24 protein-coding genes and 1 tRNA gene are annotated in these 22,385 nt (G+C 68.4%); 22 read left to right on the top strand and 3 right to left on the bottom strand.

Annotated features, from left to right (window positions below; genetic code table 11):
- Window positions 1-247 precede the first annotated feature (247 nt).
- Window positions 248-820, bottom strand: a complete 573-nt coding sequence (locus tag HMPREF1008_RS10695; protein ID WP_009279684.1) for a helix-turn-helix domain-containing protein — start codon at window positions 818-820, stop codon at window positions 248-250.
- Window positions 817-1,830 carry a PrpR N-terminal domain-containing protein gene (locus HMPREF1008_RS09670; protein WP_255348655.1) on the bottom strand — a complete coding sequence of 338 codons (1,014 nt, stop codon included), beginning with the start codon at window positions 1,828-1,830 and terminating at the stop codon, window positions 817-819. The genes HMPREF1008_RS10695 and HMPREF1008_RS09670 overlap by 4 nt, the downstream gene beginning before the upstream one ends.
- 27 nt (window positions 1,831-1,857) lie before the next feature.
- On the opposite strand from HMPREF1008_RS09670, the gene HMPREF1008_RS10915 reads away from it, so the two are divergent.
- The 22 genes from HMPREF1008_RS10915 to HMPREF1008_RS09565 all read left to right on the top strand — a co-directional run bounded on the left by HMPREF1008_RS10915 (window position 1,858) and on the right by HMPREF1008_RS09565 (window position 21,597).
- Window positions 1,858-2,166 (top strand): sialidase family protein, encoded by a 309-nt coding sequence (locus HMPREF1008_RS10915; protein ID WP_232202862.1) that lies wholly within the window; start codon window positions 1,858-1,860, stop codon window positions 2,164-2,166.
- Window positions 2,094-2,657: an exo-alpha-sialidase gene (locus tag HMPREF1008_RS09665; RefSeq protein ID WP_009279681.1), complete on the top strand. Its 564-nt coding sequence runs from the start codon at window positions 2,094-2,096 to the stop codon at window positions 2,655-2,657. Before HMPREF1008_RS10915 ends, HMPREF1008_RS09665 begins: the two co-directional genes overlap by 73 nt.
- A gap of 88 nt (window positions 2,658-2,745) precedes the next feature.
- A complete protein-coding gene (locus tag HMPREF1008_RS09660; protein WP_009279680.1) occupies window positions 2,746-3,228 on the top strand; it encodes a YhcH/YjgK/YiaL family protein in 483 nt (160 codons plus the stop codon).
- Window positions 3,229-3,594: 366 nt separating this feature from the next.
- Window positions 3,595-6,270, top strand: a complete 2,676-nt coding sequence (locus tag HMPREF1008_RS09655) for a cation-translocating P-type ATPase (RefSeq protein WP_009279679.1) — start codon at window positions 3,595-3,597, stop codon at window positions 6,268-6,270.
- 57 nt (window positions 6,271-6,327) lie between these two features.
- Window positions 6,328-7,476 carry a ribosome small subunit-dependent GTPase A gene (locus tag HMPREF1008_RS09650; RefSeq protein WP_009279678.1) on the top strand — a complete coding sequence of 383 codons (1,149 nt, stop codon included), beginning with the start codon at window positions 6,328-6,330 and terminating at the stop codon, window positions 7,474-7,476.
- A 169-nt stretch (window positions 7,477-7,645) separates the two neighbouring features.
- The gene (locus HMPREF1008_RS09645) at window positions 7,646-8,503 is read left to right on the top strand and encodes an SAF domain-containing protein (protein WP_009279677.1); all 858 of its coding nucleotides are present in this window, start codon (window positions 7,646-7,648) and stop codon (window positions 8,501-8,503) included.
- 8 nt (window positions 8,504-8,511) lie between these two features.
- Entirely contained in the window at window positions 8,512-9,999 is a 1,488-nt protein-coding gene (locus HMPREF1008_RS10050) for a P-loop NTPase (RefSeq protein WP_009279676.1), read from the top strand.
- Entirely contained in the window at window positions 9,999-11,360 is a 1,362-nt protein-coding gene (locus HMPREF1008_RS09635; RefSeq protein ID WP_009279675.1) for a CpaF family protein, read from the top strand. Before HMPREF1008_RS10050 ends, HMPREF1008_RS09635 begins: the two co-directional genes overlap by 1 nt.
- Window positions 11,361-11,392: 32 nt before the next feature.
- Window positions 11,393-12,271, top strand: coding sequence for a type II secretion system F family protein (locus HMPREF1008_RS09630; RefSeq protein ID WP_198003175.1), 879 nt, complete (start codon window positions 11,393-11,395; stop codon window positions 12,269-12,271).
- Window positions 12,271-12,939 carry a type II secretion system F family protein gene (locus tag HMPREF1008_RS09625; RefSeq protein WP_009279673.1) on the top strand — a complete coding sequence of 223 codons (669 nt, stop codon included), beginning with the start codon at window positions 12,271-12,273 and terminating at the stop codon, window positions 12,937-12,939. Before HMPREF1008_RS09630 ends, HMPREF1008_RS09625 begins: the two co-directional genes overlap by 1 nt.
- 39 nt (window positions 12,940-12,978) lie before the next feature.
- Window positions 12,979-13,179: a Flp family type IVb pilin gene (locus HMPREF1008_RS09620; protein ID WP_009279672.1), complete on the top strand. Its 201-nt coding sequence runs from the start codon at window positions 12,979-12,981 to the stop codon at window positions 13,177-13,179.
- Window positions 13,176-13,751 (top strand): hypothetical protein, encoded by a 576-nt coding sequence (locus HMPREF1008_RS09615; RefSeq protein WP_040656790.1) that lies wholly within the window; start codon window positions 13,176-13,178, stop codon window positions 13,749-13,751. Before HMPREF1008_RS09620 ends, HMPREF1008_RS09615 begins: the two co-directional genes overlap by 4 nt.
- A 112-nt stretch (window positions 13,752-13,863) precedes the next feature.
- Window positions 13,864-14,034 (top strand): hypothetical protein, encoded by a 171-nt coding sequence (locus HMPREF1008_RS10520; protein WP_156797643.1) that lies wholly within the window; start codon window positions 13,864-13,866, stop codon window positions 14,032-14,034.
- Window positions 14,035-14,056: 22 nt separating this feature from the next.
- Window positions 14,057-14,554: a TadE family protein gene (locus HMPREF1008_RS09605; protein WP_009279670.1), complete on the top strand. Its 498-nt coding sequence runs from the start codon at window positions 14,057-14,059 to the stop codon at window positions 14,552-14,554.
- Window positions 14,526-16,583 (top strand): hypothetical protein, encoded by a 2,058-nt coding sequence (locus HMPREF1008_RS09600; protein WP_009279669.1) that lies wholly within the window; start codon window positions 14,526-14,528, stop codon window positions 16,581-16,583. The genes HMPREF1008_RS09605 and HMPREF1008_RS09600 overlap by 29 nt, the downstream gene beginning before the upstream one ends.
- Window positions 16,580-17,083: a hypothetical protein gene (locus tag HMPREF1008_RS09595; protein WP_129583149.1), complete on the top strand. Its 504-nt coding sequence runs from the start codon at window positions 16,580-16,582 to the stop codon at window positions 17,081-17,083. Before HMPREF1008_RS09600 ends, HMPREF1008_RS09595 begins: the two co-directional genes overlap by 4 nt.
- A gap of 21 nt (window positions 17,084-17,104) precedes the next feature.
- Window positions 17,105-17,470, top strand: coding sequence for a DUF192 domain-containing protein (locus HMPREF1008_RS09590; protein WP_009279667.1), 366 nt, complete (start codon window positions 17,105-17,107; stop codon window positions 17,468-17,470).
- Between the two features lie 2 nt (window positions 17,471-17,472).
- Window positions 17,473-18,066: an FHA domain-containing protein gene (locus HMPREF1008_RS09585; RefSeq protein WP_009279666.1), complete on the top strand. Its 594-nt coding sequence runs from the start codon at window positions 17,473-17,475 to the stop codon at window positions 18,064-18,066.
- Between the two features lie 119 nt (window positions 18,067-18,185).
- A complete protein-coding gene (locus tag HMPREF1008_RS09580; protein WP_232202861.1) occupies window positions 18,186-20,135 on the top strand; it encodes a DUF2207 domain-containing protein in 1,950 nt (649 codons plus the stop codon).
- Window positions 20,136-20,227: 92 nt separating this feature from the next.
- Window positions 20,228-20,303: transfer RNA gene (locus tag HMPREF1008_RS09575), tRNA-Phe, on the top strand.
- A 245-nt stretch (window positions 20,304-20,548) separates the two neighbouring features.
- The gene (locus tag HMPREF1008_RS09570; RefSeq protein WP_009279664.1) at window positions 20,549-21,274 is read left to right on the top strand and encodes an AzlC family ABC transporter permease; all 726 of its coding nucleotides are present in this window, start codon (window positions 20,549-20,551) and stop codon (window positions 21,272-21,274) included.
- A complete protein-coding gene (locus HMPREF1008_RS09565; RefSeq protein ID WP_009279663.1) occupies window positions 21,271-21,597 on the top strand; it encodes an AzlD domain-containing protein in 327 nt (108 codons plus the stop codon). Before HMPREF1008_RS09570 ends, HMPREF1008_RS09565 begins: the two co-directional genes overlap by 4 nt.
- A gap of 344 nt (window positions 21,598-21,941) precedes the next feature.
- Here the strand turns inward: HMPREF1008_RS09565 and HMPREF1008_RS09560 are convergent, their stop codons facing one another.
- Window positions 21,942-22,280 (bottom strand): acylphosphatase, encoded by a 339-nt coding sequence (locus tag HMPREF1008_RS09560; protein ID WP_009279662.1) that lies wholly within the window; start codon window positions 22,278-22,280, stop codon window positions 21,942-21,944.
- Window positions 22,281-22,385 lie beyond the last annotated feature (105 nt).

Genomic DNA, 22,385 nt, shown 5'->3' with positions numbered 1-22,385 from the left:
GGGGCGTGGGGGCGTCCGCGCCGAGCCGGTGGGCGAGAGAAGTTGTTTGCTGTTCTCGCATACAACTTCAAAACCGGGCAAGCGTTCTACCTGCTAATATATAAGTCTTAAACAGTTGTATGCTGTTTTTCAGGCGAGAAAACCGCATACAACTCCGGAGGCGCGGCACGCGGGGCCATCGAGGGCCCGCACGGGGGGTGGCGGCTCCGTGGGGAGACCGACCTCGCTCGCGACCCCACCCCCGTCCCTACCCCTCCCGCGAGAGCATGCGCCAGAGCGTGGTGCGCGAGATCTGGAGCATGTGGGCGGCAAGGCTCTTGTTGCCCTCGCAGCGGAGCACCGCCAGCGAGGCGATCTCCCTCTCGGTCTGGGCGAGCGGCTTCAGGAGGTCGATGCCCTCGCGGCTGAAGATCACGCCCGCGTCGTTCCTCACCTGCTCGTGGACGATCGCCTCCCGCACATGGCCCTCGTCCACGACGCCGCCTCCGCTGAGCGCCCACGCGCGGTCGAGGACCTTCTGCAGCTGGTAGTAGTTCCTGGGCCAGCTCGCCCTGAGGAGCTGGTCCTGGGCCCCGGGCTCGATCAGGCTCGCCGCCGCGGCCCCACTCCTCTCGACCGCCGCCACGTCCGCCCCATCCCTCTTGCCCGCCACCCCTCCCGCGCCGGCAAGCGCCGCGAGGTAGCCGTCCGCCGCGTCGAGCAGGGCGGTCCCGTCCTCCCGCAGGGGAGGGGTCTCGAGCACCTGGCACTTGAGCCGCTCCGAGAAGGCCAGCGCCGCCTCTGACTGGGACCCGTCGTCTGCGTCGTTGCCCGATATCACGATGAAGTCGCGCTGGTCCGCCTTGCTCTGGATGATGGCGGCGAGGAGGTCGTGCCAGTCCTGCCTCTCCAGCGCGTGGATTCCGCGCAGGAAGACGAGCTGCCGGCCATCGAAGAGGGGGAGTGGTAGCTCTCCTCCAGGAAGCGCAGGCCCCTCTCGCCCAAAAGCTCGAGGTCGACGAAGACAAGGGGCACGTCGCTCAGGGGCGACTCCAGGTAGGCGAGCCGTGCCAGGTGCTCCTTGCCCGTCCCCACCTCGCCGCGCAGGAGCAGCGGCCTGCCGCTTCCCGCAAGCGAGCGCACCTCGTCCAGGCGGGCCCTCCAGGCGCCGGACATGTAGAAGAAGCTCTGCTCGAGGTCCCGCCGCACCTCCTCGCGGTCGAGGTAGTCGATGCCGACGGCCGAGGTCTTGTTGAAGGGCTCCTCGTGCGAGCTGATGGCGAAGGCGACGATGGGCTCCTCGGTCGCTTCGACGGAGATAGGACGGATGTTCCACACGCGCCCCGCCCGCCTGAAGGCGAGCCGGCGCGACCTCCGGTCGAGGAGGTGCCGCTCGAGGAAGGGGTAGAGGACCCCCTCGTCCTCCGACAGGTTGGAGAAGACCAGGCCTCCCCCGCGCAGGTAGATGACCAGTCCCCCGGGCTGGTTCTTGGCGATCTCCCACAGCATGCGCTCGCGCTCGCGCTCGAGCCCCCAGTGCCGGCAGTGGAAGAGCGCGTTCTCGAAGGCGTTTCGCAGGCTGTCTGCGCCGGATGCGAGCAGGTGCGCGTCGAACCCCATGGAGAGCGCGAGCTTTTGCGAGACGGTGTCGCAGAGCACGAGGTCGAAGCCCAGGTCCCCGATGCGCTCGAGGGTGAGGGGAACCTCGTCCGAGAACTCGACGGGGAAGAGCTGCACGCCCTCGGGGAGGAGGTCGAGGGCGCGCTCGAGCGCGCCGAGGGCGTTGGCGAAGCCCACGATGGCGACGCGGTCTCCCCGCGGGGCGAGGTCGCGGAGCTGTCGTCCTCCCAGCTGGGTCGTCAGCCCGGCAAGGACAACATGCAGTACACCGCCGTGGTAAAGCGCCAGGTCTCCGTCGACGACGGCCTGACCTGGAGCGAGCCCGAGGTGGTCTTCCCGGAGGAGGGCACCTTCTCCCGCCAGCCCATCCAGGTTCTCTCCAACGGCCGTTGGGTCTATGGCAACTGGCTGTGCACCGACTCCGCCTCCGGCCTTGCCGGCGACCCTCCGCCTTCCAGGTCTCTGACGACGGGGGAAGGAGCTGGCGCCAGGTCATGGTCCCCAATTCCGCAGGCCGCGTGCATCCCACCGTCGTGGAGCTCGAGGACGGACACCTCGTGTGCCTGATGCGCTCCCGTGAGGCGGACTGGATCTATCGCAGCGAGTCGACGGACTTCGGTGACAGCTGGACCGAGCCCGTTCCCACCCCGCTGCCCAACAACAACTCCGGCATCTGCGCCGTGAAGCTCGCGAGTGGTCGTGTGGCCGTGGCTTACAACCACTCCAGCGCGCCCCAGGCCTACGGCCAGAAGGGCGCCTGGCCGGGCCTGCGCTGCCCGGTCTCCGTCGCGCTTTCCGAGGACGGCTGCAAGACCTTCCCGCTGATCCGCCACATCGAGCGCGGCCAGGGCTACGTGGGTGACGAGAACCGCTCCAACAACATGCAGTACGAGTACCCCTGCATCATGCAGGCCGCCGACGGCATGCTGCACCTTGCGTACGCGTACGAGACCCGCAAGGGCGTGAAGTGGGTCACCCTGAGCGAGGCCGACGTCATGGGAGAGAAGCGCGGCGGCGGCACCTACAACCCCACCTCCGGCGAGGTGGGCGCCCACTAGCCCAAGCGGCTGGCACGGAACCGGTCCTGACGAGATGGCGTGGGCGTCGCCGAGGAGTGGCGCCCGCACCGAGGTGGAGGAGAGGGACATGATCTATGACGGCATGGCTGGCGTCGAGCGCTACGGTGGCCTCTACAGAGGCTTTGACGTGCTCATCGACTGGTTGGGGAAGAACGACTACCGTGCCCTCGAGGCGGGCAGGCACGAGATCCTGGGTGACAGGGTCTTCGCGCTGGCGCAGGACGCCACCACGCGCAGGCGTGGGGACGCGCATTACGAGGCGCACCGTCGCTACATGGACCTCCAGGTGGACGTCGAGGGTTACGAGGCGTTTCTCGTGACCCCGGGAGCGACGGAGCCCCTCTCGCCTTACGACGAGGGGGCGGACAAGCAGTACCTCGATGTGGCGGTGGGAAACGATGACGAGTTCGGCGGGGAACTGGGCCACGGGCGCTTCGCCCTCTTCGTGGTGGGGGAGCCGCACATGCCCAACCTGGCCCCGGCGGGCATGGAGCCCGGCCCCATCCGGAAGGTCTGCTTCAAGATTCTGGCCGACGAGCTCTGGGATTAGGGCGAGTGGGTGGGGATGGGGTGCCGGAGCGTGGTGCGCGTGTGTCCCTCGTGGCCGCGTCCCTTGCCGCGTCCTTGCCGCGAGAGGGGCGATGTGGGTGCTTCACCTGCCACTTGGGGCAAGAAGTGGGTGGTTCCGGGTGCTTCTCGCCGAGAAAATCACCCACATCGCGCTTCCCGTGCCACGGTGACGTTCCCGTGACACGGCGGCGCACCTCTCGCATGTACAATATCTAGCTTATAAGGTGCCTGGCACGGCAACCTTGGTGAGCCCTTGCCCCTCCTGGGGAATTATGATCGGGCATCAATCTGCCAGGTGCGTCGCCGTGGCGGCAGGGGGCCGCCACCAGACCCAGGGGGGATAGCAGTGAGAGAGTATCTGGTTCCCGCGCAGGACGTGCTCAAGGAGTGCGGCGCGGACGAGGAGCAGGGGCTCGGTGTCGGCAGGGCCGCCGAGCTCCTGGAGCAGAACGGGCCCAACAGGCTCAAGGAGGCCGAGAAGGACCCGCTGTGGAAGCGCTTCTTCCAGCAGATGGCCGACCCCATGGTCATCATGCTCATCATCGCGGCCGTCATCTCGGCCCTGACGGGCATCGTCCAGGGCGAGGCCGACTTCGCCGACGTGATCATCATCATGCTCGTCGTCGTGCTCAACTCCATCCTGGGCGTCGTCCAGGAGGCGAAGAGCGAGGAGGCTCTGGCCGCCCTGCAGGAGATGGCGGCCGCGACCAGCAAGGTAGTCCGCGACGGCAGGGTGGTGAGCGTCCCCAGCTCCGATTTGGTCGTGGGTGACATCGTGATCCTCGAGGCGGGTGACTCCGTGCCTGCGGACTGCCGCATCCTCGAGAGCGCCTCGATGAAGATCGAGGAGGCCGCCCTCACTGGCGAGTCCGTCCCGGCGACCAAGCACGCGGAGGTCATCGAGCTCGAGGAGGGCTCCGACGACGTACCCCTGGGCGACCGCAAGAACATGTGCTACATGGGTTCGACCGTCGTCTTCGGGCGCGGTCGCGCCGTCGTGGTCGCGACTGGCATGGACACCGAGATGGGCAAGATCGCCGACGCCCTCGCCCAGGCCGAGGACGGGCAGACGCCGCTGCAGGTCAAGCTCGACGAGCTCTCGCGCGCCCTCACCATCCTGGTCGTCGCCATCTCGGCCATCGTCTTCCTGACCGGCTTCGTGAAGCACGGCCTGGGCTTCATCTCTGACCTCGGCCTGGTGCTCAACACCTTCATGATTGCCGTGTCCCTGGCCGTCGCTGCCATCCCCGAGGGCCTGGTCGCCGTCGTGACCATCGTCCTCTCCATGGGCGTCACCAAGATGAGCGAGAAGAACGCCATCATCCGCAAGCTCAGCGCCGTCGAGACCCTGGGCTGCACCCAGATCATCTGCTCCGACAAGACGGGCACCCTGACCCAGAACAAGATGACCGTGGTCGAGCACGCCACCGAGGACCTGACCGCGCACGTGCGCACCATGGCCCTGGCCTCCGATGCCAAGTGGGACGACGCCGAGGGCGTGGCCACCGGCGAGCCTACCGAGGCCGCTCTCGTCGCGGATGCCGCCAAGGAGGGCTACACCACCGCGAAGCTGGCCCAGAGCCGCCCGCGCGTGGGAGAGGCGCCCTTCGACTCCGGCCGCAAGATGATGTCGGTGGTGGTCAAGGACCACGATGGCTACGAGCAGCACACCAAGGGCGGCCCCGACGTGGTCCTGGCCCGCTGCACCCGCTACATGAGCGAGGACGGCGTCGTGCCCATGACCGACGAGCTCCGCCGCCAGGTCATGGACCAGAACAAGGCCATGGCGGACCGCGCCCTGCGCGTCATGGCCTCGGCGCGGCGCGACTGGGGCACCCAGATGCCCGAGTCCTTCGAGCCCGGCTTCCTCGAGCAGGACCTCACCTTCGTCGGGCTCTCCGGCATGATCGACCCCGTCCGTCCCGAGGTGAAGGCGGCCATCGAGGAGGCCCACTCCGCCGGCATCCGCGTGGTCATGATCACGGGCGACCACATCGACACGGCCGTGGCCATCGCCCGCGAGCTGGGCATCATCGAGAGCCGCGAGCAGGCGATCACCGGTGCCGAGCTCGACCGCATCTCGGACGAGGACCTCGCCGACGAGGTGGAGCGCTTCGGCGTCTACGCTCGCGTCCAGCCCGAGCACAAGGTGCGCATCGTCGACGCCTGGAAGAAGAAGGACAAGGTCGTCGCCATGACCGGTGACGGCGTCAACGACGCCCCCTCCATCAAGAAGGCCGACATCGGCGTGGGCATGGGCATCACCGGCACCGACGTCACCAAGAACGTCGCCGACATGGTCCTGGCAGACGACAACTTCGCGACCATCATCAACGCCTGCGAAGAGGGTCGCCGGATCTACGACAACATCCGCAAGTGCATCCAGTTCCTCCTGAGCTCCAACCAGGCCGAGGTCATCACGGTGTTCGTCGCGTCGCTCATGGGCTTCACCCTGCTCGAGCCCACGCACCTGCTCTGGATCAACCTCATCACCGACTCCCTGCCCGCTCTCGCCATGGCGACCGAGGGTGCCGAGCCAAACATCATGGAGCGCCAGCCCCGCGACTCGAAGGACGGCATCTTCTCCAACGGGATGGGCCTCGACACCATCGTCCAGGGCACCATCATCTCCGTGCTGACGCTTGTCGCCTACTTCATCGGCCTGGCGACGGAGGGCGTCTCCCTGGCCGACGTGGTCGCGGGCAACGGCAGCGGGCTCGAGGGCATGACCATGGCCTTCCTCACGCTCTCGATGGTCGAGATGTTCCACTCGCTCAACATGCGCAGCCGCCGCGAGTCCGTCTTCACCCTCAAGAAGCAGAACTTCTGGCTCTGGGGCGCCTTCGTCGTGGCCCTGCTCCTGACCTTCGTGGTGATCGAGACGCCGCTCTCCGAGGCCTTCGACTTCGCCGAGCTGGACCTCGTCCACTACGCCATCTCGATGGGTCTCGCCGCCTTGATCATCCCGATTGTCGAGCTGGAGAAGGCCATCATGCGCCGCGTCGACAAGGCGAAAGCCTAAGCGTTGGGCCGTCGCAACGACAGAGGCAGGCGTGCCAAGAGGGGCGTCGGCGGGGGCATGGGGCTCCCGTCGGGGCCCCTCTCCCTTGCCGACCTACCCGACTTCTCTGAGCTGCGCGCGAGCGGACGCCAGGAGGCCGCCTTCGCGGAGGTCATGGCCGGGGAGGGGGCCGCGGGTGGCCGCGAGGGGGAGGGGGAGCTGAGCCTGGGCTGTGTGGTGCGCCTGGACCGGGGCTTTCCCGTCGTCCTCTGCCGGGAGGGGGCGTTCAGGGCGGAGTTCGCCGTGGCGCTCTCGAAGGCCGGTCGCGCGGATGCCAGCAAGGGACGCGCCGCTGTGGGCGACTGGGTGGCCCTGCGACGTCCGCCCGCCCATGACATGGGCATAATCCAGGAGGTTCTCCCGCGCGAGAGCGACATCGCCCGCTGGCGCGGCGGCTCCCGGGGCGAGCGCCAGACCCTTGCGGCCAACGTCGACGTCGTCCTCGTCGTGCAAGCCCTGGGGGGAGCGCCCGTACCCTGCGACCGCATCGTGCGCTCTGCCGTGATCGCCCGTGACTGCGGCTGCCGGGTGGCCGTGGTCCTCACCAAGGCGGACAGGGCCGGGTCGACGCTCCTCGCCCACGACGTCGGCTCCATCCGCGCGGTCTTGGGCGAGGACGTGCCAATCTGCGCCAGCTGCTCCGTGGAGCCTGCGACGGGAGGTCACCCGAGCCTGGAGGCGTCCGCCCTCGCGGCAGGGGCAAGCTGGGGCTTGGGAGGCGTCCTTGAGCTGGTGCCCCGTGGTTCCGTCGCCATCGTCCTGGGCGAGTCCGGCGCGGGCAAGTCGACCCTCCTCAACTCCCTCCTCGGGCACGACTCCCTCGAGACGGGGAGCGTGCGGGCCTCCGACGACGCAGGGCGCCATACCACGGTCGCCCGACGCATGGTGAGCGTCCCCGGGGGAGGGGTGGTCGTGGACGAGCCGGGACTCAGGAGCTTGCCCCTGGTGGGGCACGAAAGGGGTCTTGCACTGGTCTTTCCCGACCTCGCCGCCGCGGCTCGCGACTGTCGCTTCCGCGATTGCACGCACACGCACGAGCCCGGCTGCGCCGTGAGGGCGCTTCTTGAGTCCGGTGCCGTCCGCCGCCCCAAATACGACGCCTACGTCGCCCTCGCGGGCGAGATGCGCGCCTCCCTGGACATCCTGGACCCAGACGTGGTCCTCTGACTTTTCTACAAACGCCTGCTCAGACCATAGATGCGCGCAGCTGCCTGCCAGTTACGCGCCAGCTTCGTGCCAGCCCGGTTTCTAAGGACGCGGGCGGACCCCTCCTCTGACGTGACAATTTCCTCACGGGCGAAGTCGCCCTGGGGAAGTCGTCTGGGGAGGGGTTCGCATGTCGCTGAGGTTCAGGGTCGTCTTCGCCTCCGCCTGCGCGGTCCTGGCACTGCTCCTCTGCCACGTCTATGTGCAGGGCGTGCGCGAGGAGGCCGATCGCGCGCGTTCCGATGCCATCGCGCGCTACGGCGGGGAGATCGTGGGGCTGGTGGTGGCGGGAGAGGGCCTGGAGCCTGGACAGGTTGTGGGCCAGGCGGACGTGGCCGTGCGCGACTGGGCTGCCGCGCTCGCGCCGGAGGGTGCCGCGACCCGGCTGGAGGACGTCGTGGGGCGTGAGGTGAGCGTACCGGTGGCTCGCAACGCCCCGGTCACGGAGCTTGCGTTCAGGAACGCGTCTGACTCGGCCCAGGTTCCCGCGGGACACGTCGGCCTCTCCCTTCCCATCACCGACAAGCTGGGCATCTCGCGCAACGTCGCCGTGGGCTCCCAGGTCATCGCCTATCGCGTGGGCGACACGGGGTCGGAGCTTCTCGCCCGTGACATGCAGGTCATCTCCTCCCCAGGCACCTCTCCCATCGCCGGCTCGGGTCAGTTGGGCCTGGCCGTGCTTCCCGAGGACGTGTCGGCGGTCCTCTCGTCCAGCGCGAAGGGCGACCTGAGGCTGGTGCTCCCCGCGGAGGACGTCCGGGACGGCGAGGGGGCCGAGACGGCCAAGGCCCCGGAGGAGCTCGAGGATCCCGCCGACTCCCCGGCTGTCGAGGGGGTGCGGGCTGGCGGTGAGGAGAAACCGTCCAAGCCGGGTCAGGCGGGTGCCGACAAGGACGGGTCGGACGGGAAGGACGGTGCTGCGGGCCAGGCGAAGGGGGCCGCCCCGGAAGGGTCTGGCCCGGGTCGGGAGAAGGACAGGAAGGGTTAGGTGCGGGCATGAGCGAGCTTTGGTTGGGATGCACGTCACGTGGCAGCAGGGCGGAGGTTGCCCGTGCCCTCAGGTCGGTCGAGCCCTTCGCGGTCCTCTCGTTCGCCGATGACGCGACCGAGATGCGGAGTCGCTTCCGGGAGGAGGAGCCCCAGAGCGTCGGTGCCATCGTGGGGCTGACGGGAAGGGGAGTGTCTGACGTCAACCTCGCCGCGGCGCTGGCCCAAGACGGCCTTGCGAGCGAGGTGGTCCTGGTGGGCAGGCAGGTCTCCGGGTCATTGCGCTCGCGTGCGTCCCGGGCGGGCATCGACCGGGTCATCGACCTGGACGAGCTTGGCACGTCGTCTGGCCGTCCCGGGGGCTCATCAACGTCCAGCGCGAGGGGTCGCGCGGCGGGGTCCCTGGGGCGGCAGGCAGAGGGAGGCCATCCGCTCGGCGCTGGGGATGCGTGCACGTGCGACAACCGTCCTGCGCATGGAGACGCAACGGGCCTTGGCGGGCCCATGGGAGGCTCCGTCCCCGAGTCGGGGCGCGCCGGCGGCGTGCCGTCGGGACGCTCGCCCGCGCATCGGGAGGGGGTCGGCGCAGCTGGCGGCCGGGGGCAGGGCGAGACGGGCCTGCCTGCCCGTGGCGTGCCCGCGGAGGGAGGCGTTGGGCTACCGGCCGGGGAGCGCGCGCCGGTCCTCGCCTTCGCCTCGGGCAGGGGTGGCGTGGGGAAGACCTCGCTCGTCGCCTCCGCCGCGGCGGTCATGTCGTCCTGGGGGCTGCGTGTCGCCCTGGTCGACCTCGACCTCGGCTGCGGTGACCTGCACACGCGCTTCGGCGTGGGACATCCCGTGGACCTCGTCCGGTTGGCGGGGGAGGTCCCGCCCACGCCCGAGCAGATGGGCCGCGGCTGCGCCCGCTGCATGGACGAGGTGTACCTCTGGGGCCCCTGCGAGCGCCCCGAGACGGCGGAGCTCGTGTCGCCTCTGGTGAGGCCCCTGATCTCGTACCTGAGCTCACGCTTCGACGTGGTGCTGGTGGATGGCCCCGCGGGCTTGAGCGACGCTGCGGCCCAGGCGGCGCAGCTTGCCGACCGCCTGGTCTTGGTGCACGACGACCGGCAGGGCGGCCTTGCGGCACTGGGCAGGACGAGCGCCTTGGCCGTGAGGCTGGGCGTCGCCCGCACCCGCATCGTGCGCGTCAGGAACATGGACGACCTGCGAGGGGACGAGGAGGTCGACTTCGCGCGGATCGAGCCCGGGCTCGAGGGCGCACGGCTCTTCAGGGTGCCTGACGGCGGGGAGGAGGCCGAGGAGCTCTTTGCCGCCGGGGAGACCGAGAGGCTCCTCTCGTCCCGCTCGGAGTTCTCTGAGGCGGTCTCGTACCTCATGGCCCAGCTGCTGGCCGAGCTGGGGGCGCTTCCCGACGGGGAGGAGACCAGGCATGCCCTGGAGCTCAAGCCGGGAAGGAGGCGTCGCGGCCTCTTCGGGCTCAGGAGGGAGGTGGGCTGATGTCCGTCCTGCAGATGGTGCGCGAGCAGGAGGCCGCACTCGTCTCGCCCGCCTCCGTACGGGAGGAGCCGCCGCAAGGGGGACTTCGTGGCACTCGCGAGCTCATGGACCTGAAGGAGCGCCTCAAGCGGGAGCTGGTCCGCAGGCTGGGACTCGAGGTGGTGGCGTCCATGGCATCGTCCGCGGACTCCACGCGTGCCAGGGGCGAGCTTTCCGTGGCGTGCCAGGCGATCCTGCGCTCGGGCGACTTCTCCACCCTGGGTCCCCACGAGCGGGGCGAGCTCGAGGGCTGGGTCCTGGACGACATATGCGGGCTGGGTCCCCTCCAGCCGCTCCTCGACGATGACAGCGTGACGGAGGTGATGGTGAACGGCAGGGAGGGCCTCTTCTTCGAGCGGGAGGGGAGGATCCATCCCGCGCGTGCCGTGTTCGACTCGGACGAGCAGATTCTCATGGTGGTGGACCGCATACTGGCTCCCCTGGGCAGACGCTTCGACCGCAACTGTCCCATCGTGAACGCGCGACTCGCCAACGGGGACCGCGTGAACGCCGTGTCGCCCCCCATCGCGATCGACGGGCCCATGGTGACCATCAGGAAGTTCTCCAACCGGATCAGCACGCTTGGGCGCCTCGTCGAGCTGGGGTCGCTGCCCGACTGGTATGCCCAGCTCCTCAGCTGGGCGGTGAGGTTGCGCCAGGACGTCGCCGTGGCGGGAGGAACCGGATCGGGCAAGACGACCCTCCTCAACGCCCTCTCGTGCGAGATACCGCCATCCGAGAGGATCGTGACCATCGAGGACTCCGCAGAGCTCAAGTTCGACTCCCATCCCAACGTGGTCAGGCTCGAGGCGCGCACCGCATCCATCGAGGGCTCGGGCGAGATAAGCATCCGCGACCTGGTGAAGAACGCCCTGCGCATGAGGCCCGACCGCATCGTGGTGGGCGAGGTGCGCGGCGAGGAGGCCATCGACATGCTCCAGGCCATGAACACGGGGCACGACGGGTCTCTGACGACCCTGCATGCGGGCACGGCGCAGGAGGCGGTGTTGCGCCTGGTGCTCATGGCGCGCTTCGGGATGGACCTGCCCACCGACATCATCGAGGAGCAGATAGCGACTGCCCTTGACTTCCTGGTCATGTCGCAGAGGCTGCCGGACGGCAGGCGCGTCATCGCCTCGCTCAACGCGGTCACGCGGGAGGGGTCCGGCGGCGTGTGCCTGGAGGAGGCGGTCCGCTTCGACGAGGCGTCGCGCTGCTGGAGCCTTGGCTTCGAGCCTGCGTTCGTGGGCCGGGGCCTGGAGGAGGGGGTCTTGGACGAGGGGGAGGTGGCGCTTTGGAGGCGGCGTATGTCCTTGGCCTAGGTGGCTGCGCGTGGCTTGGGAGCTTCGCTCTCGTGGGAGGCGGGCTGCCTCGTGCGCGTGCGGAGGGCTGGAGGACCCGACGGCTCAGGCGCCTTGCCGGAGTCGCGGCCGAGCGCCTGGCCACCCTCCCCCTGGTCCACCTCCTGGCCGGGAGGGATGACTGGGGCCTTGCCGCAGACGAGTTTGGCGGCCTCGTGGCCCAAGTCGGTCTTGCGACCTCTCGCGAGGGGTCCTGCGCGCTGCTTCTCGCGGGCGGCTTCCTGGCAGGCGTCGTCCTCGCCCTCCTCTTTGGCACCTGGCTGGCGCTGCCCCTGGCTGCGCTCTTGCTTGCCGTGGGCGTCCCCCTCTTGGCGCAGTCGACGCGGAGGAGGAGGGAGAGGGAGCTCGCGCAGGCCATGCCGGGGGTGTTCCGCACCCTCGCCATGGCCCTGGCTTCGGGCGAGACGCTCTCCCAGGCCATTGACTACCTGGGGTCGAACAGCCCCGACGTCGTGGCACCGGCCTTCGCTCGCGTCTCGCTGAGGCTGCGCTGCGGCATCTCGGTCGAGGGGTCGATGAACGCGCTCCGCGAGGAGCTCGAGGCTCCCGGCGTGGGCCTTCTCGCCACGGCCCTCACCATCTCGCAACGCACGGGCAGCCCGCTGAGGGAGCTCTTCGAGCATGCGGCGCAGATGGTCGAGCGCCAAGGGGAGTTCCAGAGGCTGCTCGCGGTCAAGACCGCCCAGGTAAGGCTCTCCGCCCGCGTGGTGTGCGCGTTGCCGGCGATTCTCATCGGGGTGCTCTCGCTCGTGTCTCCCGACTTCCGGTCGGGGCTCGCCACGCTCTTCGGGGCAGGCTGCGTGCTGGTCGCCGCAGGGATGGACGCCCTCGCGCTGCTCATCATCCGACGCCTGATGAGAGGGGTGCTCTGATGGCTGGGATCGCCCTGCACGGCGCGGTGGCACTCCTCGCCTTCGTGGCCTGCCTTCTGCTCCTGGGGCCACCGCATGCCGGTCGCAGGGGGAGGGGGGCGGCCCGTGCACCCTCTGCCCGCGGGCTGGCGCTCGTTGCGGGCCGGCTGCTGGAAGTTGTGGAGGGCTATGGACCCGTGGCGAGGGCGAGGGTACAGGTGGGCAGCTCGAGGGTGCGGATGGGCTGCCTCCGCGAGATGCCCTCGATGCTCGATGTGGTGACCCTGGGACTGCTCTCCGGACTCTCGTTCGATGCGTCGCTCGAGCTCTACTGCCAACGTTACGAGGGCCGGCTTGCGGGCGCGCTCTCGTCCGCCCTCACCTCCTGGCGCATGGGCGTCAGCTCGCGCGAGGCGGCCCTGAGGGCGATGGCAGACGAGCTGGGGGTCGATGCTCTGGGGAGCTTTGCCCAGACGGTCGCCCAGGCCCTCGCCTTCGGCTCGCCTTTGGCCGACGCCCTCGAGGGGCAGGCTCAGGCGATCAGGGACGAGCAGCGCTCGCAGGTGGAGGAGGAGATCGAGCGGGTCCCGGTGAAGATGCTCGTCCCCTTGGGGACCCTCATCGTCCCGGCGATGCTCCTGGCGATACTGGGGCCGCTCCTCGGCTCCTCGCTCGTGTTGGGTCATTAGCTGCGCCCCAGTCGGGGGCAGGGAAGAAAGGTGGAAGAGATGCAGGGACTTGGCGTGTGGGTTGCTGGCTTGGCGGTTCGGGCCCGCGAGCTCGTCGCAAGCGAGGATGGGCAGGGGACGACCGAATACGCGATCCTCGTCGGCGTCCTGGTGGTCATAGCCATTGTGGCCATCGTCGCTTTTCGCGGGAAGGTACAGGAGCTCTGGACGGCCATCTCGGACGGCATCAACTCGCTGTGACGAGGAAGTCCCACCTGCGCCGCACGGGCAGGACGGTCCTGGTGGCGTCCTGCCTCCTCGCGGCAGCCGTCATCGTGGGGGTCCCACGGCTCTTGGAAAGGGGAGGTGTCCCGGGCGACGCCGTCCTGCGACAGGTGGGAGGGCACGGTGAGGGTGATGCCGAGGGCACTCGTCGTGGCGGTGACGGGTCGCCCGCGCCTCCGGGTGGCATGTGGCCGGATGGCAAGGCCGAACCAGGTATGTCCGTCGGGAGCGGGGGCGGCGACGGGGGCCAAGTGGGCCAGGGGAATGCCGACGTCCCTCGGGAGGGAGGGAGCCATGTCCTGGTCCATGGCTCCCGTGACGTGCCCGACTTGGCCGGGGAGCTGCTCGGGAGGTATCGCGAAGGGGGTGGTTGCGTGCTCGTCAGCGCGGGTTATGCCGACCTTTTGGGAAGGGTCTGGGTTTGCGTCGTGCAGGGCGATGGTTGGGTGGACGTGTGCGAGGTCTCTGCGGCGCCTGGCGGTGGGTGCAGGGAGGCGGTCACACGGCTGAGGGCGGACGAGTGGGGGGAGGGGGTCGATGCGTTGTGAGGCTCGGCTTTTCGGGGGCCGTGTTCGTTCTGCCCGGTCCGCCCGCTCGACGTTCAGGGGGACGGGGGCTTGCGCCAAGGCTCTTCTGTTGGGCACGTGTGGCCAGTCGACGGTGGAATACCTGCTCGTCACCCTGGCGTTCCTTGTCCCCACGCTCGTCCTCGCGGCCGTCTGGAGACAAGCGAGCGGCGGCGGGCTCATGCGCGGAGCCCTCGACGCGGCCTCCCACGGCTTCGGCGCGGGAGGGCTCGTCGCGGCACTCCAGGACGTCCTCCTCTATTGAGGAGCCGGGAGGGAGGGGCGCCTTGGATGGTGTCACGGCCGGCTTCGTCCCCGTCGTCCCGTACTCGGCCTCTGGGCAGGCGACCGTCGAGGCGGCGGTCCTGCTGCCCTCCCTGATGCTCATCCTGGCCATCCTGCTGGAGCCCGCCTGCCTTGGCTACTCGCTGGTGGTCATGCGGTCGGCGGCCGCGGAGACGGCCCGCGTGGCGCTCACCAACCATGGGTCCGACCTCGACGGGTGCAAGGCCTTCGCGCTGCGCAGGCTCGCCGCGGTGCCCGACGTTCCCCTCTTTCACGTGGGAGGGGAGGAGGGCTGGGAGGTTAGCGTGTCGAGCTCCGGCGGCCGGGTCGAGGTGGGCCTGCGCGGCCATGCGAGGCCGCTCCCCCTCCTCGGGGCGGCGATGGCGCTTGCGGGCAGGAGCGACGGACGGGGAGTGGTGCTCGAGGCAAGGGCAAGCGAGGGGCTGAGGCCATCGTGGTTGGGAGGGAGCTATGCGAGTTGGCAGACCATCTGGGACTAGGGGAGAGGAGCTGCCGAGCCCTCTCGCCATCTTCGTGCGGGACGACGGCGGCTATACCACGGTGGCGGTGGCCGTTGCGCTCCTCGTGAGCCTCTCCCTCGTGTTCTCCCTCGCCACCCTCGAGTGGGCCTCCTCCCGCTCTGCCGACGTGCAGGCGGTGGCCGACGCCTCGGCGCTCGCCGGGTCAAACGTGGTGGCGGCGTATTCGACCGTCGCCCAGGTGGTGGACGCCTGCGTCCTGAGCATGGGGCTCCTGGGCTCCGTCATCTGCGCCTCCGCGCTCGTCATAGCCGCCATACCTCCGCTCCAGGCGATGTCGACGGGGGTGTTTGCTGCGGGAAGGAAGGTGCTCGACGCGAGGCGCGGCTTTGCGCGCAGCGCCTCGGAGGGCCTCTCTCGCCTGGAGGCGGCCCTCCCCGCCCTGGTCATGGCGAACTCCGCGTCCTGCGTGTCCGCCAACTCCAAGGGTGACGTGCGCTACGTGGGGCTCGCCGTCCCCTTTCCCCAAAAGAGCGAATCCGACTTCTCCGGGCTCGACGATGGGCTGGACGCCGAGGAGATGGAGGAGGATGCCAGGAGGCTCGCCGAGGCGTCCGCTCGGAAACAGGCCGCTCACGAGCGTGCCGAGGCGGCAAAGGAGAGGGCCTGGCGGGCGGACAACGTGGACGATCCCTATTGCCTGAGAAGTCGGGCCGAGCGGCTTGCGGGCCTGTCCGGAGGGCAGAACCCGTCCTATCCGGAGCCCTCGTCATGGCGCTTCGACTTCGCGCGGCTCCGCAGCGCTAACTACTACTTGACCCGTTGGTCGGCAGAGGGCGAGACGGGCTCGGACGCGGACGAGCTCCAGAGGTCCTGTGCGCGCAAGGCCTTCTTTCGCTACGCCTACGAGCGGACATCGGAGGCGCATTGTGACGAGTCGGAGGAGGGCTGCTCGATCGACCTGCCCGAACTCCCCCATACCACGGCGGGGGTCAGGGAGACGACCCTGTACACCGACGTCGTCTGGCCGTGCACCATCGAGGATGGCGTGAGGACGCTGCACTGCTCGCTCGACTGCCCCGGTGCCCGGGGTCCCTATGCGGGCCTTGCGAGCCTCGCGGACATCGACGCGGGGTCTGTCGCCGTCTGCCCCGACTGTCGCATGGACGCGGTGGCCATGGGCAACGTGGCGGACGCGTCCACCAACATATCGAACGGCTACGAGCACTACTGGAGGATCGTCGTGGAGGCCTCGCGCGAGTACCAGGTGGCAAGGGACGAGGAGATCCAGGCAGAACGGGAGATGCAAGAGATTGCGGAGCGTGCGGACGGCGCGTTCGAGCGCGCCATGAAGCTGCTCTCGGTGGGGAGGCCAAGGCTCTGCCCTCCCGGCGCCTACGGATGCATGGCCGTGGTGTCTCGCCCGGACCTCACCCCCGTGCCGGCGGGGATCTCGCACTTCTCCTCCGAGGGAGAGCTCCCCCGTGGCGCCGCCGTCTCTGCCGCCACCCTTGCCCCGGACGAGGGGACCGACGGGCACAACGTCCTCTCGAGCGTGTTCGAGGGCGTCACCCGTTCGGACGGGGGCCTGGTGCTCGACCTCGTGGGTGGCATCACGGGTATCTGGGGAAGGCTGCTCGTCTCGTATGGCTCGTCCTACGAGAGCGTCTCGGGGGTCACGGATGACGTGCTGGACGGCATAGGGGGCGTGTTCGGCGAGAGGGTCGCGTCGTGGCTGCGCAAGAAGATCTCTGCGACGGTGACGTCTGCGGGCTTCGAGCCAGCGGACATGAGGCTGCGAAAGCCCGTCTTGGTGAACAGCCAGCAGGTCTTGGACCGGGCAGGGCTCGAGAGGGTCGGCAAGGTGAGGGAGCTGGTGCAGGCCCTGCCGATGGAACCCAGGGAGCTCTTGGGCCGCTGTGCGCAGATGGTCTCCGACGAGCTTGGGGACAAGACCTTCACGGTTGCCGAACTGCCCGTTCCCGGCATGGAGGGCACCACCATCCCCCTGACCATAGACCTGGCCACGATTTTGGGGGCGCTGACATGAGGGTGGCATGGACATGGGCCGGGGCGAGCGACGCCGGAGTGTCGCGAGGCGAGGCGGGGCAGATGGTCGTCGAGCTCGCGGTGCTGCTTCCCATCGTGATCGCGGTGGCCCTCGTCGCATTCAACATGGTCCGCTTCCTGCAAGCCTGTGCGGCCTTCGACAGGGTCGCGCCCGACTGCGTCATCGCGCACGGGGTGAGTCCCGCGGGGGAGCAGGACGTAGCGTCTGCCTGCGCGCAGGTGAGGGCGGCGATCGAGGACGGGCTCCCGGTATCTGGCTGTGAGGTGGCGGTCAGCTCGGGGGACCTAGGTCCTGCGCCAAGGGGGAAGGGGGTGTCGTTTCCCGTCTCGCCCCTCCTCACCACGTTCACCTGCACCCTCTCGTACCGTCCCTGGCCGAGCTCCTTCTCGATGGCCGGGATCGACCTGAGGGTCCCTGCGTTCCTGCGGCACGAACGCTCCATCACCGTCGACCGCTTCAGGCCTGGGGTGGTGGTGTAGGTGAGGGGGATGGTAGGGCGCATGGTAGGGGCACGACTCGCGGATGGGACGACACTGGGCCGATTCGAGCTCAGGGAGCGCTTCTGTGAACGGGCACGGGGGCTCTTGGGAACGGGGCCTGACGCCATGCCCATCGTGATCATGCCCTGCCACTCGATCCACTGCGTGGGCATGCGCTACGCGATAGACGTCGCGTTCTTGGACGGGGGAGGGAGGGTCCTCCTCGTCCGGAGGGCCCTGCGCGTTGGGATGATTCTGGGCTGCCACGGTGCGGCGGCCGTGCTGGAGAGGCCTGCGGGCTCGGGGCCATGGCCTCGCGAGGGCAGTCATGTCGAGCTGTTGGATCCGTCGGGAGGGGGAATCCCGACCCAAGAGGAAGGTGTCTGAGCATGGATGAGTACGGAACCGCTTCCCTGACGCCGAATCAACCTGTCCCACTCGAGGACCAGGGCGCGACGATCAAGCGCTGTCCCCGCTGTGGCATGGAGCTCTTCTCGGACATGAGCGTCTGCTACGGTTGCCTCTTCGACTTCTCCCGTGCGGGCTCGCCAGGTCCGGGCTTGCCTCCACAGGACGACCTGGACGAGCCTCGGGGCTGGGACGAGGGGATACCGCCCTTCGAGCTCGAGGAGGATGGCAGGACGCTCGAGCTGTCCGGCATGCCCCTGGGCGCCAGGACCAGCGGGGTCCCGTCGGTGTGGGTCAGGGGCAGCGAGCTCGAGGTCGTGGTGCCCATCCCCAAGGATGGCCTCAACGTGGGGCGCTTGCCCTCGAACGACGTGGTGCTGCATTCTGCCGCGGCCTCGCGTCGCCATCTGCGGGTGTCCCTCGTGTCGGGGGGCGCCGTGGTCGAGGACCAGGGTTCGACGAACCCCGCCATGTTGCGGGGGCGCGCGGTGGACGACCTCGCCCGCATGCAGGTTGGCGACACCTTGGACGTGTGTGGGACGCTCTTCACGCTCGTTGGACCCGTCCCCTCATGAGCGGCGGCGGAAGATGGCGCATTCCTCTTTGGTATCCTCTTACGGAGAGGGCTTCCAGGGCCCTCTCCCGAGACGGATCGGAGGGAACCATGTCTCTTCCCCGCAGCCATGTCCGCAAAATGCGGGCCCATGTCGTATTGCTTGCCGCGATTGCCCTGGTCGTTGCCGCGGCATTCCTGCCCCTGCGCGCATTGGCAAAGGACTACGCCATCACGAGCGTGGACATAGACGCCACCGTGGCGACGGACGGCAGCCTCTCGGTCACCGAGGACCGCATCTACGACTTCGATGGCTCGTTCCATGGGGTGTACTGGAAGATTCCCAAAGGGGAGTACGAGGGCAGGGAAGTGCAGGTGACCATCGGCGAGGTGGGCCTCGTGACCGACGGCTCCTTCGAGTCCTTCACCATGTCGAGCTCGGGCGACGACGGCACCTACACGGTGACCGACTACGGCAGCTACCTCCAGGTGAAGCTCTATTCGGCGCACGAGGACGAGTCGGCCACCTTCCGCATCAACTATGTCGACTCCCAGCTCGCACGTCGCTACGCCGACACCTCCGAGCTCTACTGGAAGTTCGTCTCGGATGGCTGGGATGTCGAGTCCCAGAACGTTCGCTGCGTGGTGCACCTACCCGTGCCTTCTGGCCAGACGGTGAGCGCGGGCGATAACGTGAGGGTCTGGGGGCACGGCCCCCTCGATGCCAGCGTGTACGTCGTGGACGGCAACGTCGTCTACAGCGTGCCAGGCGTGGGAAGCTCCGAGTACGCCGAGGCGCGCGTCGCCTTCCCGTCCGAATGGCTCTCTGACGCGACTGCCTCGAGCGAGGCGAGGCTCGACTACATCACCTCGCAGGAGCAGGGCTGGGCAGACGAGGCCAACGCTAAGCGTGCGAAGGCCCGGGCGATCTCGTATGGGCTTTCGGGCTTCGGGGGCCTTGCCGCCATCGCGTCCTGCGCCTATGCGATATCCAGGCGCCTGAGGTACAAGGAGACGCACAAGCCCCAGTTCGACGACAAGTACTTCCGCGACGTCCCCTCCGCAGACCACCCCGCGGTTCTGGGGGCCCTCATCAAGGGCGGCACTCCGCAGCAGGAGGACCTCACTGCGTCACTCATGCGTCTCACTGACCTTGGGATGGCAAAGCTCAGCATGGTGAAGACGAGCCGCAAGGGCCTCTTTGGCCGGATCTACCAGGACAGCGAGTACCGGCTCGAGCTCACTCCCAACAACGTGGGCCGTTCCATCGCCCGTACCAAGGGGCCAGGCGAGGCACAGGCGCGACGCATCGACGAGGACACCATAAAGTTCCTCTTCCGCAAGATTGCCCCAAAGGGCACGCGCAGCGACTCGACTACCCTCTACTTCTCCGAGATTGGTGACGTTGCAAAGTCAGATGCCGAGACATACAGGGACGCATACGAGGACTGGGAGACGACCGTGGAGGCCTGCCTCACGGAGCGCCGCTTCTCCGAGGACGAGCATTCGAACGGTCGTGTGGGCCTGGCGCTCTTTGGCGGCATTGACGTCATCCTTGCCGTGGGCCTGGCGTTTCTCATGCTGATCGGAGAGGTCGCGGGGACGTGGGGGCTGCCCGCGGCCGTCCTCCTTGCCGTCGCAGGAGTCTTCTCGATCTGGAGCGCCCGCGGCATGGAGAGCCTCTCTTCCGAGGCGATCGAGCTCAAGGCGAAGCTGGAGGCACTCAGGCGCTGGCTCCTCGACTTCACCCGCCTTGAGGAGGCCATTCCCCAGGACGTGGTCCTCTGGAACCAGCTCCTGGTCCTGGCTGTCGTCCTCGGTGTCTCCGAGGAGGTCATCAAGCAGCTCAAGATCGCCGCACCACAGATTCTCGAGGATCCCCAGATCATGCCTGTGTACGGTTGGTATCACACCGAGCCCGGCCTGGGCAGGCCCGTCGCGGACTTTGGCGAGAGTCTCTCTCGGGCACACCAGGTCAGCACCGCCGAGCTCGCCAGCTCGTCCTTCAGCGACGGCGGTGGAGGTGGTGGCGGGTTCTCCGGTGGTGGCGGAGGCGGCTTCGGCGGAGGCGGCGGAGGCGGCGCCTTCTAGTCGGGAACCTTCACGAGAAGGAGATTCGAGAAATCCGTTGACGGCTTGGGATTCTTTGCTATATTAAACAGGCTTGCAAGCGCAAGCGCTTCGGCTGGGTAGCTCAGTTGGTAGAGCAGGGGACTGAAAATCCCCGTGTCAGGGGTTCGATTCCCTTCCCCGCCACCATAAAAAAGGCCCGTCTACCTGCGTGAAGGTAGGCGGGCTTTCCTGTTGGGTGGGTATCTGTTCCTTGCGGTGTCCCATGCAAGCGCGTACACCTTCGCGCGCCTCCCGCATGCCAAATCGCGCGGGGTGCGCTAAGGCGACGTGACCGAATGGTTTCCCGACTGTGACTTTGCCAAGGCGCGCTTCTCGAGGGTGCTAGCCTTTGCCCGCGGGAGCGGTTTGTCGGTGATGCGCAAGGGGGCGCAATGGCTTCAAAAGAGGGGGGCAATGGCACCGTGGGTCGACGGCTTGCGCACGTGTTTCCCCATGCGCTGCCCGTCGTTCTCGCCTACCTGGTCATTGGGATCCCTTGCGGCGTGCTCGAGGCGCAGATTGGCTTCGGTCCCCTCCTCGCCCTCGCCTTCTCGTCCACCTTCTATACCGGCGCAGGCCAGTTCGTGCTGCCCCAGATGGTCCTTGCTGGGATGCCGCTTCCCACGACCATTGCGAGCATCGTGCTGGTGAGCTCGCGACAGCTTCTCTACTCGGCGGGGCTCGCCCCCTACCTGGGCAAGGGTTCGCGCCTTGACGCGTTTGCGCTTGCCGCCACCGTCACGGACGAGTCCTTCGGCGTCAACCTCGACCGCTTTGCGGGAGATGCCGGCTGGGACGTTCGCGACGGCCTCCTCCTCAACCTCCTCTGTATGTTCTCGTGGGCGCTTGCCAATGCCGCAGGCGTGCTCGTAGGTGGTATGGTGAGCCTCCCTACCGCGCTCATGTCCTTTGGCATGACCTCGATCTTCGTGTGCCTGCTCCTGGGGCAGCTGCGTGACGGGTCGACCTACGTCGCAGCCCTTGTCTCGGCGCTCCTCGTCCTCGCCTGCAAGCTCGTGGGCCTCCAGGGCGCAGCCGTGCTCCTCGGCGCCGCCGGTGGTGTTGTCTGCGGGCTTGCCTGGCAGGTCTGGGCCCGGAGTGGGGGTATCCGATCATGAGCGTCTCCCAGCTCGCCCTCACCTGGGCCGTGACCTTTGCCGCCATCTTTGCCTTCAGGACGCTTCCCCTGCTACTCCTGAGGGGGAGGAGCCTCTCTCCCCGCGTCGGGGAGGCGCTCGGGCTCATACCAGCCGCCGCCTTCGCCGGCTTGGTGGCAAACGACCTCCTCGACCCCTCGACCATCGCGCGCGACCCGCTGGGCGCGGCGTCTGGGCTGGTCGCCGCCGCCATCGTCGCAATCGTGGCGCGTAGGACAAAGTCCCTGGTCCTCTGTGCCGCAGTGGGCATGTTGGCGTATGCGTTGTTGGGCCTTCTCGCCTAGCCCTTCGAGACGGGCGAGAGGATCCCCTGCCGCCTGCCGGGCACGCCGTTGTGCACATGCAAATTAACCAGCACGCTGTTACGCACATTGGCGGCGTCTGCCAACTGCGGAAACGTTAGGCTGAATGTGCGCAACTGCGTGCGCGATGCGGCGAATGTGCGCAATTGCGTGCGCGGCGCTGCGACCATGCGCGATGGAGTGCTAGGCGTCCGGGGGTGCGCAACCGCGTGCGTAGTGCCGTGGTGAAGAACACGCAAGCGTGCGCAACGGCGTGCAGGATGTCGCAGCTCGCACGCTCGAACGCGCCTGCCTGTCTCGTCGGCGTCGCGGCGCGCCGTCTCCAGCTAGTAGCGCACGCGGAAGCCGGCCTCCCCGGGCACGGGCTCGAGCTCGACCCTCGAGTCGATGCGATAGTCGATTGGGTAGCGGGCGTATGCGTTCGAGAAGCGCCCGAAGAACTCAGATATGGCGTCGTCCGTCCCCTGGAGCTCCATGCTCACGCTGCCGTCGTCCTCGTTCCTGACCCAGCCCGTGCAGCCCGACTCGCCGGCCACGTGCTGGGAGGTCCAGCGGAAGCCGACGCCCTGGACCTCTCCGCGAAACACCAGGCCCAGCCGTCTCGTCCCCTCGGGCAGGGGACCCTTCTCCCTGCCGTTCCGCCTCCGCAGACCAAAGCCAAGCATGAGGCAGCCCCCCGTTCGGACGTCCAAAACCCTTGGGCGTACAATACCATCAGTAGGTTCCGCCGTGTCCGCTCGACGCCGGGCGCGGCCCCAGGCCCACCCGCG

Source organism: Olsenella sp. oral taxon 809 str. F0356 (genome assembly GCF_000233535.1).
Lineage (GTDB): Bacteria > Actinomycetota > Coriobacteriia > Coriobacteriales > Atopobiaceae > Olsenella_I > Olsenella_I phocaeensis.
The sequence above is the reverse complement of the archived record's forward strand: the minus strand, read 5'-3'. Positions and strand labels throughout refer to the sequence as shown.